The following is an 18,733-nucleotide window of genomic DNA, read 5'->3' as shown; positions in this document are numbered from 1 at the left end:
ATGGAAAATCAACTTAGATTCACAGGCGTGGGTGGCCAGGGCGTTTTGCTCGCTGGGGAGATTCTCGCGGAATCCCGAATCCTTGCCAATGGCTATGGTCTCAAGGCTTCTACCTACACTTCACAGGTGAGAGGGGGGCCCACAAAGGTCGATATCTTGCTCGATGATAAAGAAATCCTTTACCCTTATGCAAATGAAGGCGAGATTGATTTTATGCTCTCCACCGCTCAAATCAGCTTCAATCAGTTCAAATCCGGTGTGAAGGATGGAGGGATTGTCGTCGTGGAGCCAAATCTCGTAACCCCCACAGAAGAAGATAGAAAAAAATTTCAGATTCATGAAATCCCCATCATCACGATTGCCAAAGAGGAGGTGGGAAATGTCGTCACACAATCTGTCGTCGCGTTGGCAATCACAGTGACTTTCACTAAATGCGTGGATCGGGATTTGGTATTCCAAACCATGCTCTCCAAGGTTCCCGCAAAGGTTGCAGATGTTAACAAAAAAGCATTTGAACTAGGTGAAAAATACGCGCTTGAAGCGATGCAAAAATAGACCTTATGGATCAAAATAGAATGCAGAAAGCTTCTATTTTGATCCTTTTTAATCTCTTTTGAATTTACTCATGCTAAATTTTCATGCGCAAGGTTTTGCGGTGTTTTGGGTTTATCAAAAGTCTCATTTTCTCAAAAATCTTCGCACACAAAATCCTATACCAATTCCAAAGTCATAACCAATTTAAAACCCGTACACCAGAAAAATCCTGGGTAACCCAAGAAACACAAACTAAAAATCCCTATGCGAAATCAAAATTCCCACTACACCCCGCAAATAATCAAAAATTAAGCTCCAATAAAGCAGTTTTTCATTACAATCGAGATTTCATTTTACAATTCACACACGCTAATTCTTCAAAGGTTGTGGCTTTTGTCATTAATGAGCGTGGAGGAAAAACCAAAATTATGAAGGAGTTAAAATGGTAACAATGAAAGATCTGCTAGAGTGCGGAGTACATTTCGGACATCAGACAAGACGCTGGAATCCAAAAATGAAGCGATTTATTTTTGGTGTGAGAAAAAATATTCATATCATTGATTTGCAAAAAACCCTACGCTACTTTCGATATACCTACAACATCGTGAGAGATGCTGCTGCAGAGGGTAAAACCATCATGTTTGTGGGCACAAAAAAGCAGGCAAGCGAAACCCTCAAGGAATATGCAGAAAAAATCCAAATTCCCTATGTCAATTATCGCTGGTTAGGTGGCATGCTCACCAACTTTGGTACTATCAAAAAATCCATTCGCAAGCTTGAAATCATCGAAGAAATGGAGGCAAGCGGACAGATTGATATGCTTACCAAAAAAGAAAGATTAATGGTCCTAAGAAAAAAAGAAAAACTCAATAAATATCTTGGCGGCGTGAGACATATGAAAAAAGCTCCAGATGTGGTTTTTGTCATCGATGTGGTCAAAGAGAAAATCGCCGTGGCAGAAGCCAGGAGGCTGGGCATCCCCGTCGTAGCTCCGCTGGATACCAATTGCGATCCTGACGTTGTGGATTACCCTATTCCCGGGAATGATGATGCCATTCGCTCCATTCAGCTTTTCTGCAAAGAAATGACCGAGGCAATCGTTGAAGGACGTGCGATGATTGATGGCAGCCAGGAGACTGAAACAGAGACACAAGCTGCCACTGAGGAAGAAAAACAAAATCTCATGGATGAGGTAACCGCAGAAATAGAAAAAGAAATGACAAAGGGAGAGGCATAATGGCAGAAATTAGCGCACAACTTGTAAAACAGCTCAGAGAAATGACAGATGCAGGGATGATGGACTGCAAAAAAGCATTGGTAGAAACCCAAGGAGACATCCAGAAGGCTGTAGAGTTTTTGAGAGAAAAAGGTCTAAGCAAGGCTGCAAAAAAGGCAGATAGAGTAGCGGCTGAGGGTGTAATCTCTGTGAAAGTCAAAGAGGATTTGAGTAATGCGGTGATGCTAGAAATCAACAGTGAGACAGATTTTGTCGCCAAAAATGAAGCATTCAAATCATTGGTACAAAAAAGCACACTTTGCGTAGAAAAAGAAGGAATTTCCTGCACAAATGCCTTGCAAGATGCAGATGTTGAGGGAGAGAAATTCTGCGACTATCTCCATAGCCAGATTGCCAAAATTGGCGAAAATATCGTGGTAAGGAGGATTGCCAATATTCAAGCAGATGCCAATGGAATCGTAACAGGCTATGTCCACTCTAATGCCAGAGTGGGGGTCTTGCTCTCTTTGAAATGCCAAAACAAAGCCAATGCAGAAAAAGTTAGTGAGCTTGCAAGGAATATCTGCATGCATGCTGCAGCGATGAAGCCGCAGGTGCTCTGCTACAGAGCCTTTGACAAGGATTTCATCCAAAAAGAAAAAGTCGCGCTCAAAGCAGAGTTAGAAAAAGAAAATGAAGAGCTCAAGAGACTGGGCAAACCACTAAAGGTAATCCCAGAGTTCATCAGTAGATGCGAGCTGACCCAAGAAGTCCTAAAAGCCCAAGAGCAAAAACTCAAAGAAGAGCTCAAAAAACAAGGCAAGCCAGAGGCCATTTGGGATAAAATCCTACCAGGACAAATGGATCGATTCATCGCAGACAATACACTAATAGATCAGAGACTCACTCTCATGGGGCAATTCTTTGTCATGGATGACAAAAAAACCATCGCTCAAGTCCTCGAGGAAAAATCCAAAGAAATTGGCGATACAATCGAGATCCTTGAGTACATTCGATTTGAACTTGGCGAGGGCATCGAGAAAAAAGTCGAGGATTTTGCTGCAGAAGTCGCTGCGCAAATGCAATAAACTTTTCACTCTTTTTGAATGCTTCTCTTTTTGAGGAGCTTTCTTTTTTGAACTTCTCTTTTTTATGGGTTGTTTTCTTTGTTTTTTTATAACCCTCCTTATTTTGCAATCTCTTCAAACCCTCAGAAAAAGGGTTGATTTTTGTTCTGCTTTATCTGAGTTTTTCCTTTTAGCGTCCTTATTTTTGACTCTTTTTATCACATCTTTTGACTCGCCCAGCCCTTAGGAGCTTTTTAATTGCCCTACTTTGGGGCTCTTAGATGGATTTTGATTCTTTTTTGTACATTTTATGCATCAATATCATTGTATCACTTTGTACAAAAAGTTGTTAAAATGTGGAAAAATTAAGGAGAAAATATGGATATCAAAGATCAAATCATCCAAATTCTCAAGCAAGAAGTCAAACCTGCACTAGGCTGTACAGAACCAGCTTCCATAGCCCTGGCATGCTCAGTTGCCAGCGAGAATCTTGAAGAGGAACTCTGTAGCCTAGAGCTTTTTGTTTCTGGCAACATTATGAAAAATGCCATCGCGGTGAGTGTACCAAACACGGGAATGAAGGGGATTAAAATCGCTGCGGCAATGGGATATGTCTGCCAAAATAGTGCGCTTGGACTAGAGGTACTCAAAAATGCCACTAAAGAGCAGCTAGAAGAGGCAAAGAAACTCCTAGGCATCATCAAAATCTCTATAGAAAAAAATGTTCCCACAGTCTATATCAAGGCTATTGCCACAAGCAAAAATCATCAAGTATGCGTGCTGATAACACAAAGTCATTGCCATGTGAGTCTAGTACAAAAAGATGGCAAAACCCTTGTAGAAAATCCTCACACAGAGGACTGCACCTCCGCTTCACTAGAGATTTTCTCTTCTCTAAGCCTGCGCGACATCTATGATCTAGCCTGCATGATTGAGGAAGAAAAGATTGCTTTTTTGGGAGAATGCGCAGAGATGAACCAGGCTCTATCCTTAGAGGGTCTACGCAAGGATTATGGCCTAAAAATTGGCCGCACATTTCAAAAATACTCCAAAGATCTTCCAAAAGATTTGGGCAGCCAGATTCTCATTTTCACCACCGCGGCCTCCGATGCACGCATGGGTGGCGCGCCACTGCCTGCTATGACCAACTCTGGATCTGGTAATCAAGGCATCACTGCGACCATGCCTGTGGTCATCGCAGCAAAACATCTTGGCAAAGAAAAAGATCTCAATCGCGCGCTCTTCCTCTCTCATCTCACCGCCATCTACATTCACTCCAAACTCCCCAAACTCTCTGCACTCTGTGCAGTCACCACTGCTGGGATTGGCAGCTATGCAGGCATTGCATGGCTTTTCACACAGAATTTTGATGTGGTGTCTCGTGGCATTTGCAATATGATTGGGGATATTAGCGGAATTTTGTGCGATGGTGCCAGCAATGGATGCTCCATGAAAGTCTCCACCACCGTGCAGTCTGTATTCAAATCCTTATTAATAGCATTGGAGCAATCTAGTCTAAATGCCCAAGATGGAATTGTGAGCGATGATGCAGACAAAAGCATAAAAAATCTCTGCGCAATTGCTTCTAATAGCATGCTGGATGTAGATCAGCAGATCTTAGAAATCATGCTTGCAAAGAATCCATAATCCTCCCCACAATCATCTCTGCACCATTTTTTTGGATGGTGTTCTGTAAGCCCTGGGAAATGCCTGCCATATTAGGCCCAATAAACTCAAAAAATTCCCATAATTTCTCTGGAGTGAGATCCTTTTGCTGCGCAATGAGACCGAGCTTTTTCTTCTCAAAATACAAGGCATTATGATATTGATGATCCCCTGCGGCATAGGGATAAGGCACATAGAGGCAGGGGATCCCACTAGCTGCCAATTCCCAAACACTACTGGCCCCCGCCCTACACACGCAACAATCTGCCTGAGAAATCCTGCCAAAAATATCTGGACTAAAGTCAAACAAGTCAATTTTTCCAAAAATCCCCATCTGAATATACTCTTGCTTCATGCGCTCCAAATCTTTTACCCCACATTGGTGGATGATCTTATATCCTCGCAAAATCAAGTCTTGCGCCAAGCTCAATGCAAAATTATTGATCGCCACAGCCCCCTGACTACCGCCCAAAAAAAGTATGGTTTTAATTTCTCTGCGCACCCTGGACTCCAAAAAAAACTCCTTACGCACAGGATAAGGAGTCTTGATGAAATTTTTGCCCCCATCCTCAAAACTCCCAAAAATCACCCTTGCAAAAGGACTTAGGATTTGATTCAGCCTGCCTTTGATAGCATTTTGCTCATGGATAAAAAGACGCCTACCAAACAAAACTGCCGCCATGCTCGCTGGCCCAGCGCTAAACCCCCCCACGCTAATCACACCTTTAATTTCATGCTTGGCAAAAATAGCGCGCAGAGAAAAAATCCCCTTTAGCTGCCTCCACATCGCGCGCGCCAAGGATACTCCACGCGCATTCACCACCCCAGTGGTATCCAAAAAATACACCGCCTCAAAGAGATCGCTTTGCTCAAACCAAGCACGATCCTGTCCCTGCATCGAACCAATATAAATCATAGACTGCTTTTTGTCTTTGAGCGCGATGGCCAATGCCTTGGCAATGGCCAAATGCCCTCCTGTCCCGCCTCCAGTAATCACATACATGGATTTTCCTTCATTTTTCAGAGGATTATAACAAATATTCCTTGGTTCAAATCTATGGCCCCTTAATTTCACCACCCCTATTTTAAAGCGTTTCAAGAAGTATTTTTTTGAAAATGTTTTCACTCTTTTTTAAGTTTTGACATTTATGAAGAAAATGTTAATTTTTGCTGCGAGATATGTGTTTTGGCTTTTAATATTCTTGGAGTATTATCTTTTTTTGCTATCATGAAAACAAAAAATCTCAAAATCTAAGGAGTGTGAATCAATATGAGCACTGTTTTACAGATAGGAGCTGGTGGGGTTGGTGGAGTCGTCGCACACAAACTTGCACGAAACAAACAGACCTTTTCAAAAATCATTCTGGCCTCAAGAAATATCACAAAATGCCAGGCCATTGCAAAAAATATCAAAGAAAAGCAATTGGGTGAAATTATTTGTGAGAGCGTGGATGCTGATGACACGGAGGCATTAGTGGCCCTAATCCAAAAACACCAGCCAAAAGTCGTCATCAATGTCGCCCTACCCTACCAAAATCTAAGCATTATGGAAGCTTGTTTGCGTACAAAAACCCACTATTTGGATACCGCCAACTACGAACATCCCGACACTGCAAAATTTGAATACAAGGAACAATGGGCCTATAATGACCGCTTTAAGCGCGCGGGAATTTTTGGACTGCTGGGCAGTGGTTTTGATCCGGGGGTGACGAATGTTTTTTGCGCCTATGCACAAAAGCATCTTTTTGACAAAATCCGCACGATTGATATTTTAGACTGCAATGCTGGAGATCACGGCTATCCCTTTGCCACCAACTTCAATCCCGAAATCAACCTGCGCGAAGTGAGTGCCAATGGGCGCTATTGGGAAAATGGCAAGTGGATTGAGACAAAGCCTCTAGAAATTATGCAGACTTGGGCATATCCAGAGATTGGAGAAAAAGATTCCTATCTCCTCTATCATGAGGAACTCGAATCCCTTGTCAGAAATATCCCAGGACTGCAAAGAATTCGCTTTTTTATGACATTCTCTCAGAGCTATATCACCCATATGAAATGCCTAGAAAATGTCGGGATGTTGGGAATCAAGGAAGTCGAACATGAGGGGCACAAAATCATACCCATTCAATTCCTAAAAACCCTATTACCAGATCCTGCATCTCTTGCTGGCCGCACCAAAGGGAAAACCAACATCGGCTGCTACATCATTGGATCCAAAAATGGACATGACAAAACCGTCTATATTTATAATGTGTGCGATCACCAAGAGGCCTATCGTGATGTCAGCGCGCAGGCTATAAGCTACACTACCGGTGTACCCGCGATGATTGGCGCCAAACTCATCTGCCAAGACATCTGGGGAGACATGCCAGGGGTCTGGAATATGGAACAACTTGATCCCGATCCCTTTATGGAAGAGCTCAACAAACAAGGGCTACCCTGGAAACTCATTGAAAAAGTAAATGTCTAAATTTCATCTTTTTTGGCATTTACCTTGATTTTTGAGATTTTTTCATTTTGATCTTACCCTACTTTTTGAATTTTTAAAATTTCCTTTTTGGCTCTGAAGTTAAAAACATGAGCTGGATGCCACAATCTGCTAAATGTATGAAATGCAAGCAATAGGAATAAAATGGAATATGTTTGGTGGAGTTTGAAAAAAAAACTCGCAACCCAAAATTGTGCAAGGAGCAAGAAATGAATTTTAAACCCGAACAAAAATACATTGCAAAAATGCTAAGCGAAGAAGATGTAAAATTTATCATCCCGCCATATCAGCGCCCTTATAAATGGGAAATAGATCACTGTGAAACATTGTGGAATGATATTCTTAATGCCTTTGATAATAGGAATGATGAATATTTCTTGGGCTCCATTGTTGCTTTTTCAGAAAAGAAAGATGAATTTCAAATCATTGATGGACAACAAAGAATTACGACTTTTACCCTGCTTTTTAGAGCATTTTATGAGTGCTTTAAAACAGAATCTAATAGCGAAAAAGAAAAGGGGGATTATGAAAAAGCGTTTGGCAAATGCGTGTGGGAATATGAAAATGAAAGAGGATTTGACTTTAAAAGACAGCATTTGAAAAGTGAGGTCGTGACAGCAAAAGAAGAAGAAAATCTTAGCAAGATTCTAAGCGATGCAATCGATGAGGGCTTCATACAAGAGCATAACAAAAAAAACAAAAACAATCGCTCGCCTTATGTGCAAAACTATTTGTATTTTAAAGGTAAGTTAAAAGATTTTAAAGTCAAAGAAACACTTAGATGAACTAAGTTTTGTAATTTTGTCTTAGGTAAAAATTTATTTGTGTTGTTTGTGGTGTGTGATAGCCAAGAATCAGCAATGACAATTTTTAACACGCTCAATTCTCGTGGCATGCCACTATCCAATGCTGATGTGCTAAAAGGATATTTGTACAAATACTACAAAGAACGCTATAGCGCGGATTTAGATTGCTTCATCGAACTCTGGAACGAGATTGAAGCAAATATAGAGAATGTAGAGAGCAATAAAGATGTAAATCTTGATTTTCTATTTTTGCAGTATATGCACATCATTAAAGCAGTTCACAATGACTCAAATACGACGACGATAGATTTTTTAGACTTTTTTACCTCAAAAGATGATAAAAAAGTAGGAAGCAAAACAATAAAAGCTTGGGGTTCGTCTGATGGTTGGCTTTATAAGGATGAAACAATGCCCTTTATTAGATCACTTGCAAACTTTTGGTTAGCACCACAAGATTATCTGTGCGGAAAATCTCTCAATTATATAAATGTGCTAAATATTTTTCAAAATAAAGGCTGGCAGTCATTTGTAAGTTGTTTGGTATGGAAGCATAGAGAATTGTTTTGGGATGAAAATATTAAAAAAGATAGAATCAGCCAAGCATTTGAAGCACCACTGCTGGAACTGCTTAAAAAAGTAAGCTTGCTTTTTTTGAGACTAGAGGTTACTAGCAATAGAATTAGCCATTTGGTGTTGAAGTTAAACATTAATATTTTACAGAATGAAAATCCATCCAAAAAGATAGATGAAATCCCCTATCCATCATTTGAAACCTTCAAAGAAAATATGTGGGAAGATAGGGCAAATAAGGCCAAATACCTACTCTATCTTTATGCCTATGTTTATGATAATTTTTCACAGCCCATTGATATTTCTGGCTTGGAGGTTGAGCATATTTTGCCAAAACAATGGCAGAATGCTAACTTTAATGGTTGGGATGAAGAAAGTCATAAAGAATATTTAGAACAAATAGGCAACAAGATTTTGCTTCCTAAAAAAACCAATATTAAATGCGCTGATAATTTTTTTGCCAAAAAGAAAGAAATATATAGCAAGGATGCTAGAACCAAGCATTTAAAAGAAGTCCAAGAATTAGCAAAATTGCCCCAAAATGGTTGGTTAAAAGAGGATATAGACAATCGCAATAGAGCTATTTATCATCGCTTGGAAAGCTTTTTTAAAGAAAATATTGATAAGTGATAGCAATGCACACAAGATCCTAAGTGATGGGGAGGGAGATAGGCGATATTATATGCAGCCCTTAACCCTTCTAAGCAAATTTTTATTTTGCTTTCAGCTTACTTCTCCCTGCATTTCTTACCAAAATTCGCCAAGACCACAAAGATTTAGTAATTTGCAACACATCCTGCCCGCGAGACACCACCCTCTCGCCTTTTTTGAGCACTCCTTTTACCAATGCCTCATCGCGACTGCGCGATAAAACCTCTAATTAGGCCCTGCTTTTTTTATCTTGCTCTAGCATCTCCCTATCTGCCTTTGCTCCAACTGCATCCAATGGAGCAAAAATCAAAGAAGACAGACACCCAAAACCCTAGTCATATAAATCCAACCTTTGTGCATAAAGATGTAAATTTCTCAACTAGAGTCGCAAAAATCACCTCATGGCGAGAAGTCGCAGCACAGGGAGCAAAGACGATCAAGAAGCGGTCAAAAAAAACCCCAGCGATGATAAACGCATCAAAAAAAGCAGAGACCAGAAAAAATCCAATAAAACAAGAACCAAAACAATGATAGAAGAGAAAGAGCCCAAGGATCCAAGAGACTCATCCCTTGGGTCCTTGCGGATCATTTTCCCAAATACACCTGTCTTGGGCGGGTGATTCTTGCAGAGGGATTTTTGTGGTGCTCAATAAGCTGTGCGCACCAACCCGGCATTCTTCCCATTACAAAAATCGGAGTAAAGAGCTCTGTGGGGATCTGAAGTGCTGTGAGAATGATTCCTGAATAAAAATCCACATTGGGATAAAGCCCTCTTTGAATGAAATACTCATCATTCAACGCCACCTCCTCGATTTTATGAGCAATCTCACTCAAGCGAGCATTCATTTTGATGCCTTTTTTATCCAATTCATCTTTGAGTTTTTTGAGAGTCTTCGCTCTGGGATCATAGTTTTTGTACACACGATGTCCAAAGCCCATCAATCTAAAGGGATCGCTCTTATCCTTTGCCCTAGCAATGTATCGATCCACATTTTTGATATCCCCGATTTCATTGAGCTGGCGCAAAACTTTCTCATTCGCCCCACCATGCGCATGCCCCCATAATGCCGATATCCCCGAGGAAATCGCGGCATAGGGATGCACACCTGTGGAAGCAACATTTCGCACTGTGGTAGTGGAGGCATTTTGCCCATGATCTGCATGCAATGTCAAAATCTTATCCAATGCCTCAATCTCTAGCGCAGTGATTTCCTGTTCGCCATGCTTACCAATCTTCATCCTACCATGCGGATATCCGCGCAGCATATAGAGGAAGTTTTCCACATAACTTTTGCTGATATCAGGATTGATGAATGGTGCACCCACAGAATTGCGATAACAAAAAGCCACCATCGTAGGAATTTTGGCGATGATTCTTCTTGCCATGGTTTGATAGCCCCTATCATCTGCCATGTCTTCATCTCTGTGATCTACATAAAGCGTGGAAAGAACAGAGACAAGAGCAGAAAGTGTTGCCATAGGATGAGCCTTATCGGGGAAAAAGTTAAACATCCTTTTTAATTTTTCATGCAAAAATCCGCGATGACGCAATTCTAGATCAAATTCCAAAGACTCGGCGGCATTTTTGGGAGCAGAGTCACTAATAAGCAATTTGCACACATCAATGAATTTATACTTTTCCACAACTTCTTGGATGGGGATGCCCTTATAGAATAGCTCACCTTTCTGGCCATCAATATAGCTGATAGTAGACTCACATCCTGCCGTAGAACCATAACCTGGATCGTAGGAAAAAATCCCTGCTGTCTCAAAAAGCTTAGAAAAATTGATAGCCTTTGGCCCCCTGGTGCAATCAATCAAATCAAACTCAAATTGTTGACCCGTTTCATTATTGATCAAAGTAACACTACCCATAAAAACTCCTTGTAAAATCTTGTAATAAGTAAAAGCATAGAAATAATAACAAAAAGAAAGAAACTCGGCCAATTTTTACGCTTCCTGCTCTCTTATATAGCTTTTCCCCAATCCTCTGGTAAACTAAATAATCTCCACTGGGATTTTCCCAAGAACTTTGAAACAGGCACAGTGATTTCTACTCAAATATATTATAATTAGCAAAAACGAGGATGAAAAATGACTCTTTGTATCTTATTTGGTGGGGCAAGCTGGGAGCATGAGATCAGCATTGTCAGTGCTATCACACTCAAAAATGTCCTAAAACAAGAAAATCTACTCTTCATCTTCCTAGATGAGGAACATCGATTCTACCACATACAATCCCATCAAATGCAAGCAGATTTCTTTGCTCAAAAAAAACACAAATCCCAAAAGCCCCTACATCTTGATAGGAGAGGATTTTTTACCTCTGGTTTTTTTGGCAAAAACCCATTAGAGTTTGACATCCTACTCAATCTAGTACATGGAGCTGATGGAGAGGATGGCACGCTTGCAGGATTGCTTGATTTTTATCATATCCCCTACATCGGGCCTAGAGTGGAGGCCAGTGTCCTGAGTTTCAATAAGCTCTATACAAAAATTTTTGCAAAAGAGCGTGGCATCCCCACTCTGCCATTTGTCCATCTCACACAGCATCAAGAGCAAAAGATCCCCCTAGACTTCCCTCTCATCATCAAGCCTGCAAGACTAGGAAGCTCTATTGGCATCAGCATAGCAAAAGATCCCCAAAGCCTAAATTTTGCTCTCGATCAGGCTTTTGAATATGACTCAAGCGTGTTGGTCGAGCCTTTTTTCAGCGGCATCAAAGAATACAATCTCGCTGGCTGCAAGATCCAGGGGGATTTTGTTTTTTCCCTCATCGAGGAGCCTGGCAAAAAAGAATTTTTAGATTTTGAAGACAAATATTTGGATTTTTCGCGCGACTCCAAGATAGAGAATGCCAATCTCTCCGCGCAAAATGTCACCAAAATGCAGAAGCATTTTGAAGCTCTTTATGAAAATTGCTTTGAGGGCGCATTGATTCGCTGTGATTTTTTCATCCATGAGGACAAAATCTACATCAACGAAATCAATCCCATCCCTGGCAGCATGGCAAACTATCTCTTTGAAGATTTTGAAAAAACCCTAATATCACTTTGCACCAGTCTCCCCAAAAAGAAACCTATTTTTGTTGATTATCAATACATCAAAAAAATCCAAAAAGCAAAATAATGGCACAAAGAATCATCTCCTATCAAGGCCATGATTTTCCCATTGCCTATGACTTCATCCATCACCAAAGCGAGCAAAATATCGTGTTTTTGCACGGATGGGGCAGCAACAAAGAAATCATGAAACTCGCCTTTGAAAGATATTTTCCCCAATACAATCATTGCTATATCGATCTACCAGGATTTGGACGCAGCCCCAATGAGCAAACCCTAAATACGCAGGATTATGCAGAGATTATGCAGAGATTTTTTCACGCATTAGACATAACTCCCCAACTTGTCTTTGGGCATAGCTTTGGGGGCAAGGTCGCCACTCTCCTACCCTACCCCATCATTTTGCTAAGTTCAGCTGGGATTTTGGAAAAAAAACCCCTCAAAGTCAGACTAAAAATCCTACTTGCAAAGCTTTGCAAGTCCCTCTACCTCAATACAAGTTTCATGCGCAGCAAGGATGCCAAAAATCTCAACCAAGGCATGTATAATACCTTCAAAAATGTCGTGAATGAGGATTTCACCCCGCATTTTGCCAATTTTGAACAAAAGGCAGTGATTTTTTGGGGCAAACAAGACTCAGCTACAAGCCTTTCTTCGGGAGAAAAAATATCAAAACTCATCAAGAATAGCCGATTCTACGCGCTGGAAGGCGATCATTATTTTTTCCTGAAGCAAGGAGATATGATAGAAAAGCTTTATTTTAAGGAGTAGTAATGACTCTACACATCTTAATTTCTGGCGTAGTCCAAGGCGTGGGATATCGCAATTTTGCACAAAAAAAAGCAAGGGAGCTAGAAATCACTGGCAGCATAAGAAATCTAGAGGATTTTCGCGTAGAAGTCTATGCCAGTGCGGCAGATATGGAATTCCTCAACGCCTTTGTCTCCCTGCTCAAAATCGGACCTGAGCGCGCGCGGGTGGATACAGTGCAAACCAAAATCATCCCACCAAAGGCATTCCAAGATTTTGTCATTCTAAGGGATTAAAGTGAATTGGCTTGTTGTTTTTTATTTTGTTTCCAATTGGATTTTTATTTTTGCATTGGCATATTATCTCCAGACCAATCTCCAATGGTACAACTATAGTTTTTATCGTGTTATCACAAAACATCACAAGCAAATCTGGCATTTTCTCTATTTCCTCCTGCCCCTAGCACTCTTTATCGCTGTGGGGCCTAGCAACTCCCCCACTCTGCTCTTCATCAGCCTCTATCTCTTTTATCTGCCCTTATTGATAAATTGGGCTATCGGACTAGACAAAAAACTCGTATTCACTAGGAGGATCAAAACTTTTTTTATTATCTTATTTGCGTTCATGGCATTGCAGCAGTATGTTTTGGTATTCTTTTTACAGAGCAACAACAATATTTTCTTCCTCTTGAGTTTGATTTTTAGCCTCATCTGTTCTTATTGTTTTGAGGCCATTTTATTTAACCGCTACAAAAAACAAGCGCAAAAAAAACTCAACTCCATCAAAGATCTAAAAATTATTGCCATCACCGCAAGTTATGGAAAAACCAGCATCAAGAACTTCCTCTACCAAATCCTGCGCACACAATACCAAGTCTATGCCACCCCAAGGAGTGTAAACACCATCAAGGGCATTGTTAGCGACATCAATGAAAATCTCCCTCCCCATACAGAGATCTACATCGTAGAGGCCGGTGCGCGCCAAAAGGGTGATATCGCAGAGATTGCACATTTGCTCAATCACCAATATGGCATCATTGGCGAGGTTGGCGAGCAACATCTAGAATATTTTAAAAAACTTGAGAATATCATGCAGACAAAATTTGAGTTGCTAGAGAGCAATAGACTAGAATTTGCACTGATTTTCAAAGACAATACCTTCCCACAATATCTCTCCAAAAATAAAAAAATCCAATATTTCCCCACAGAGTTACGCAATGAACAAGCTAATCTTGAAGAAACAAGCTTTGAGCTAGAGATTGAACAAAACTTCTACACCTTCAAAACCAATATTCTTGGAGCCTTCAATATCCATAACCTCAGTGCTGCCATCCTGCTTGGCCATCATCTAAAAATCCCCATCCCAACCATGCAAAGAGTGCTTGGCACCCTGCAGCCAATCCCCCATCGCCTGACAAAGGAAGTGGTCAATGGCAAGATGATTTTGGATAGCAGTTTCAATGGAAATCTCAATGGAATGCTAGAGTCTGTGCGGATTGCGGGACTTTATGATGGCAGAAAGGTCATCATCACACCTGGCATCATTGAAAGTGATGAAAAATCCAACATCACTCTTGCAAAGGCCATTGACTCTACTTTTGATATGGCAATCATCACCGGGGAACTCAATTCCCACATCCTATCCCAGCACATCCGCAGGCCCCAAAAAATCGTGCTCAAAGACAAGAGTCAGCTGCAAAATTTCTTGCTCAATTCCACTTACAAGGGAGATCTCATTTTATTTGCCAATGATGCTCCCAATTTCATTTAGGAGGCCCTATGCAAAACATCTATGCTCCCTGGCGCACAGATTATTTTGAGACGCAAACAGAGGGCTGCATCTTTTGTGAGATTTCTCAAAATCCCCAGCTTGATGAACAAAATAGGGTTTTTTATCGTGATGAGCTTTGTTATGGGGTCATGAATCGCTTCCCCTATATCCCCGGGCATCTGCTTTTTATCCCCAACATACACATCGATAGCCCCGAAAAATTGCCTGTCAAAACCTGGCTACATCTCCAAATCATCATCCAAAAAGCCATCCCCATGCTCTATGAATATGGAGCACAGGGGGTGAATTTTGGCATTAATATCAAAAAAGCAGCAGGTGCTGGGATCCCTGGGCATCTGCATCTGCATCTTTTACCTCGATATAATGGGGATACCAATTTTATTACCAGTATCGCAGATACTAGAGTCTATGGCGTGGATTTCTTGGAAATCTTTCAAAAAATCAAAAAACTTTCTCAAATTTATCTCAAGGAGCAAAAATGAAAAGATTTTTTCTCTTAATTTTGTTTTCCTCTTTATTGCTAGCCAATCAATATGACTATCTTCTATTTAGCAATAATTTCCAGGATGTCAAAAGAGGCCTGCAGCTAGGTGCAAATGTAAATGCGAGGCTTAGGGGCAGCACTCCCTTGTATGATGCAGCCAGGAAAAACAATGCCCAAGCTGTGTATTTGCTCATCAATTATCACGCCAATGTCAATGCCATCTGCCATGGAGAAACCGCATTGCACAAGGTGGTGCAATTCAATAATATCCGCCTAACAGAAGCACTCCTCAAGGCTGGAGCAAGGGTGAATGTCAAAGATAGCATTCGAGGCAATACTCCTTTGCAATACGCAGCAATGAAAAATAATATCGATATTCTACGCCTGCTCATCAAGGCCGGGGCAGATATGAACATCCCAAACAACTCTGGAGATACCCCAGCAAGGTACATCCTATCTCGCATCTTGATTCCTGCATTGCGCGTGGACAATTCCCATCTTGCCATTGCTAGCAGTGCCTTTACCTTGAGCAGTGGCGCAGCAGGAGTGAGTGCCACCAATCTCACAAATTCCTTCATCACCATCACTAATGTCGCACTCTATATCAATGGAGAACTCATCACAGAAATGCCTATCAACAAGACTCTAGCCCCTCGCTCTAGTTCCGGGATTGCTAGTCTTAACATCCCACGTGATGCTTACCGCAGCGTATCAATCTCTAGCTCTGGGGTCATGAACATCCAATATGGCTTTGCCATTCAATACAATATCAACAACTCCCAGCAAACGCTCTATAAAACCTCCAAAACCACCACTAGAGCTTGGTGAAATCCTGTGTGATCTGCGCGGATACAAATCCCTGATCATCAAAGATTTCTATCAAATCTCCTATTACAAGATTTTGCAAATCCACCTTTCTGCCATCATGAGAAATCTGGATGGCTCTATCTTTTTCTCTCTCACACCGCAGCAATCTCTCCCATTTCAAAAGCTCGAGTTTTTTATCTTGCAAAAATTTTTCCATCGCCATTGCCATCTGTCCTTCTGTGGCAAGGAGATTTGCCCTACAATCAAAAAAAATCCTTGCTGCTTGCTTCAGTGATACCAAGAGATTTTGCAAGATTTCCTCAGCAAGATGAATCCTACCCCCCACATTACACTGCTGCAAAAAATATTCATAATCTGACAGTCGATCCTGCATCTGTGCTAGATATTTTTGCATTTTCAAAGAGATTTCCTCTCCCATCTCATCCAAAACCAAGAGCCAATGATGTTTTTCTGGCAGAATCATCTCCATGGCAGCAGAAGGAGTGGGGGCACGCAGATCTGCGACAAAATCACTCAACACCACATCAATCTCATGTCCTACTGCCGAGACAATCGGGGTCCTAGCCTCAAAAATCGCCTGCATCACAATCTCTTCATTAAATGCCCAGAGATCCTCCATGCTGCCCCCACCTCTCCCAATGATCATCACATCAAAGGCATCGGAGCTGCCAAAAAAACCATCCACATAGGCAATGCGATCTGCAATCTGGAATTTTGCCTCATCTCCTTGCACCAGAGTATCAAAATTCACTAACTTCACAAGATTCCAACGCTTCTTGGCCACACTTAGCATATCCTGCAAGGCCGCGCCTGTGTTGGAAGTGATGAGTGCGATTTTTTTAGGGAATTTTGGCATCTTCTTCTTGAGCGCGGCATCAAAATAACCCAGTTTTTCATATTTTTTTCTAAGTTGCTCATAAGCTAGATGCAGCGCACCCTGGCCAAAAGGGGTGATATTGGTGCAGAGGATCTGATAATTCCCACGAGGGACATATACGCTGATGCTGCCCTGCACGATAACTTTTTGTGCATTTTCTAACACAAAGCGAAGTTTTTGGGCGTTACCACGAAACAGCACACAGGAAATAACAGAATCCTGATCCTTGATAGAAAAATAAAAATGCCCGCTGTTGTGCTTGGTGAGGTTGCTAATCTCCCCCTCCACGCATACCTGCAAAAAAGTCGTCTCTAATAAGGCCTGTATCTGCGCATTGAGCGCAGATACACTCAAAGGATTAGCCATGCAGCGCGCCTTGAGTAAAAATCCTAGCTATATCATTATAAAGCCCTAGGCTCATAAGACCAAGCAAAATCAGCCAGCCAAGTAGAGTCAAATATTTGACACCTTGTTCATGCAGTGGCTTTCTGGTAAGCAACTCATAGAGATTGAATAAAATCTGCCCACCATCTAGCGCTGGGATTGGCAAGAGATTCAAAATCCCAAGATTCACAGAAATGAGAGCCACCCAAAGCAGCATCACCACAAAATCCTTTTGGGCAAACTGCGCAATGCTATCTACAATCATCACCGGCCCACTAATCTCGGTCATGGGGATGGCACCCTGCAACAGCTTCTGGAGGCCAGATAGAATGAGAAAGGAAGATTCCCAAACCTTAGTACACCCATATTCCAGTGCCCCATCAAAGGGAAGATATAGGGTCTCTATCTCATTTTTCGCGACAATTCCGATGCGATAATGCTTTTTTTGGGAATTAGCAGGATCTTCTATAGGCTTTGTTTGGAGAAAAAATTCATATTCCATGTTATTGCGCAAAATCCTAAGCTGAATTTTTTGCTCCTGACTGATGAGTTCATAGACCTGATTCCAGCGATTCACACCTTGATTATTGATGCTCAAAATCCGATCTCCTGGTAGGATCCCAGCCTCATAAGCAGGACTATCCTTCAATACTTTGCCAACAACTGGGGGGATCACCTGGATGCCCATCATCGCCACAACAACATAGATTAAAAAAGCAAGAATGAGATTAAAAAAAGGACCTGCAAAGAGTACGGCAATGCGAACTAATGGGTTTTTGTCACTATAGCTATCTTTTCCCCCTTGTGAATGCAGAGCATCAAGATCATTTTGACCTTTGAGCTTCACATATCCACCCAATGGAATCAAAGAAAGTGCGTATTCTGTGCCCCTGTGAGTCTTTGTAAGCAACTTTTTACCAAAACCAATACTAAAAACCTCTACATGAATGCCAAAAAGCTTGGCTGCCAAAAAATGCCCCAATTCATGAAAAAAAATTAAAAATGCGAGAATAAGACAGGCAAAGAGTATAAACATTATTTCATACTTTTGTAATAACGCAGGGCATAGTCCAAACCAGAATAGAGGGTGACAAAGGTAGCCACCCACAATACCACATCCCCCCCATACCAGCCCAGCAACAAAAGGCAAACAGCCCCCATTTGCAGAACCGTCTTGCATTTTCCCAAGATCCCTGCACGTACGCTATGCTGATTGCTAGCAACCACCACACGCAATCCTGTGATAAAAAACTCACGACTCAAAATAATAAACACTGCCCAGGGATTGATTTCGCCAATAGCAAGCAGACCAATAAATGTACCAAGGATGAGCATTTTGTCTGCAAGAGGATCAAAAACTTCACCAAAAACCGAGACCAGATCATATCTGCGCGCCAAATAACCATCAAAAAAATCTGTAATAGAAGCAATCAAAAAAAACCAAAAAGCCACAGCCTTGGGGGAGTGAAACCCCAGAGTTGTACCATGCAGCAAAACAAAAATAATTAAGATTGAGATAACGATTCTGGAAGTTGTAAGAACATTTGGTAAATTTTTCAT

General features: G+C 41.3%; 18 protein-coding genes. 13 read left to right on the top strand and 5 right to left on the bottom strand.

The annotated features are described in order from the left end of the window. The 4 genes from DQN48_RS02575 to DQN48_RS02555 all read left to right on the top strand — a co-directional run bounded on the left by DQN48_RS02575 (position 1) and on the right by DQN48_RS02555 (position 4,464). Positions 1-555: a 2-oxoacid:acceptor oxidoreductase family protein gene (locus DQN48_RS02575; protein WP_013022823.1), complete on the top strand. Its 555-nt coding sequence runs from the start codon at positions 1-3 to the stop codon at positions 553-555. 421 nt (positions 556-976) lie between these two features. Next, positions 977-1,771: a 30S ribosomal protein S2 gene (gene rpsB / locus DQN48_RS02565; protein ID WP_013022821.1), complete on the top strand. Its 795-nt coding sequence runs from the start codon at positions 977-979 to the stop codon at positions 1,769-1,771. Beyond that, positions 1,771-2,838, top strand: coding sequence for a translation elongation factor Ts (tsf, locus tag DQN48_RS02560; protein WP_013022820.1), 1,068 nt, complete (start codon positions 1,771-1,773; stop codon positions 2,836-2,838). Before rpsB ends, tsf begins: the two co-directional genes overlap by 1 nt. 357 nt (positions 2,839-3,195) lie before the next feature. Continuing rightward, a complete protein-coding gene (locus DQN48_RS02555) occupies positions 3,196-4,464 on the top strand; it encodes an L-cysteine desulfidase family protein (RefSeq protein WP_013022819.1) in 1,269 nt (422 codons plus the stop codon). On the opposite strand, the gene DQN48_RS02550 is transcribed toward DQN48_RS02555, so the two are convergent. Continuing rightward, positions 4,442-5,485, bottom strand: a complete 1,044-nt coding sequence (locus tag DQN48_RS02550) for a UDP-N-acetylglucosamine--N-acetylmuramyl-(pentapeptide) pyrophosphoryl-undecaprenol N-acetylglucosamine transferase (protein WP_013022818.1) — start codon at positions 5,483-5,485, stop codon at positions 4,442-4,444. The genes DQN48_RS02555 and DQN48_RS02550 overlap by 23 nt on opposite strands. Before the next feature lie 267 nt (positions 5,486-5,752). Here DQN48_RS02550 and DQN48_RS02545 point away from each other — a divergent pair, with 267 nt between their 5' ends. The 3 genes from DQN48_RS02545 (at position 5,753) to DQN48_RS02540 (ending at position 8,976) form a co-directional block, all read left to right on the top strand. Continuing rightward, the gene (locus DQN48_RS02545; protein WP_013022817.1) at positions 5,753-6,952 is read left to right on the top strand and encodes a saccharopine dehydrogenase family protein; all 1,200 of its coding nucleotides are present in this window, start codon (positions 5,753-5,755) and stop codon (positions 6,950-6,952) included. Positions 6,953-7,179: 227 nt separating this feature from the next. Continuing rightward, on the top strand, positions 7,180-7,755 hold the full coding sequence (locus DQN48_RS07805) for a DUF262 domain-containing protein (RefSeq protein ID WP_231843994.1): 576 nt from the start codon (positions 7,180-7,182) through the stop codon (positions 7,753-7,755). Positions 7,756-7,794: 39 nt separating this feature from the next. After that, entirely contained in the window at positions 7,795-8,976 is a 1,182-nt protein-coding gene (locus DQN48_RS02540) for an HNH endonuclease family protein (protein ID WP_231902622.1), read from the top strand. Positions 8,977-9,582: 606 nt separating this feature from the next. Here DQN48_RS02540 and DQN48_RS02525 read toward each other — a convergent pair. After that, positions 9,583-10,872, bottom strand: coding sequence for a citrate synthase (locus tag DQN48_RS02525; RefSeq protein WP_041913075.1), 1,290 nt, complete (start codon positions 10,870-10,872; stop codon positions 9,583-9,585). Between the two features lie 219 nt (positions 10,873-11,091). Here DQN48_RS02525 and DQN48_RS02520 point away from each other — a divergent pair, with 219 nt between their 5' ends. The 6 genes from DQN48_RS02520 to DQN48_RS02495 are packed head-to-tail and all read left to right on the top strand — an operon-like array spanning position 11,092 to position 15,912. Next, positions 11,092-12,126, top strand: a complete 1,035-nt coding sequence (locus DQN48_RS02520; RefSeq protein WP_013022814.1) for a D-alanine--D-alanine ligase — start codon at positions 11,092-11,094, stop codon at positions 12,124-12,126. Further along, on the top strand, positions 12,126-12,830 hold the full coding sequence (locus DQN48_RS02515; protein WP_013022813.1) for an alpha/beta fold hydrolase: 705 nt from the start codon (positions 12,126-12,128) through the stop codon (positions 12,828-12,830). Before DQN48_RS02520 ends, DQN48_RS02515 begins: the two co-directional genes overlap by 1 nt. Positions 12,831-12,832: 2 nt before the next feature. Further along, the gene (locus DQN48_RS02510; RefSeq protein WP_013022812.1) at positions 12,833-13,105 is read left to right on the top strand and encodes an acylphosphatase; all 273 of its coding nucleotides are present in this window, start codon (positions 12,833-12,835) and stop codon (positions 13,103-13,105) included. Position 13,106: 1 nt separating this feature from the next. Further along, positions 13,107-14,579 carry a Mur ligase family protein gene (locus DQN48_RS02505; protein WP_013022811.1) on the top strand — a complete coding sequence of 491 codons (1,473 nt, stop codon included), beginning with the start codon at positions 13,107-13,109 and terminating at the stop codon, positions 14,577-14,579. An 8-nt stretch (positions 14,580-14,587) separates the two neighbouring features. Next, the gene (locus DQN48_RS02500; protein ID WP_013022810.1) at positions 14,588-15,082 is read left to right on the top strand and encodes an HIT family protein; all 495 of its coding nucleotides are present in this window, start codon (positions 14,588-14,590) and stop codon (positions 15,080-15,082) included. Continuing rightward, positions 15,079-15,912, top strand: coding sequence for an ankyrin repeat domain-containing protein (locus DQN48_RS02495; protein ID WP_013022809.1), 834 nt, complete (start codon positions 15,079-15,081; stop codon positions 15,910-15,912). Before DQN48_RS02500 ends, DQN48_RS02495 begins: the two co-directional genes overlap by 4 nt. On the opposite strand, the gene xseA is transcribed toward DQN48_RS02495, so the two are convergent. The 3 genes from xseA to pgsA are packed head-to-tail and all read right to left on the bottom strand — an operon-like array spanning position 15,899 to position 18,733. Further along, complete coding sequence (gene xseA / locus DQN48_RS02490; RefSeq protein ID WP_013022808.1) at positions 15,899-17,155, bottom strand: exodeoxyribonuclease VII large subunit; 1,257 nt, start codon at positions 17,153-17,155, stop codon at positions 15,899-15,901. The two genes, DQN48_RS02495 and xseA, sit on opposite strands and share 14 nt — an antisense overlap. Beyond that, on the bottom strand, positions 17,148-18,209 hold the full coding sequence (gene rseP, locus DQN48_RS02485; RefSeq protein WP_013022807.1) for an RIP metalloprotease RseP: 1,062 nt from the start codon (positions 18,207-18,209) through the stop codon (positions 17,148-17,150). Before rseP ends, xseA begins: the two co-directional genes overlap by 8 nt. Continuing rightward, positions 18,209-18,733 (bottom strand): CDP-diacylglycerol--glycerol-3-phosphate 3-phosphatidyltransferase, encoded by a 525-nt coding sequence (gene pgsA, locus DQN48_RS02480; protein WP_041913074.1) that lies wholly within the window; start codon positions 18,731-18,733, stop codon positions 18,209-18,211. The genes rseP and pgsA overlap by 1 nt, the downstream gene beginning before the upstream one ends.

The sequence above is a fragment of the Helicobacter mustelae genome (assembly GCF_900476215.1).
Taxonomy (GTDB): domain Bacteria; phylum Campylobacterota; class Campylobacteria; order Campylobacterales; family Helicobacteraceae; genus Helicobacter_H; species Helicobacter_H mustelae.
Note: the sequence above shows the minus strand (reverse complement) of the source record. Positions and strands in the feature narration are given on the sequence as shown.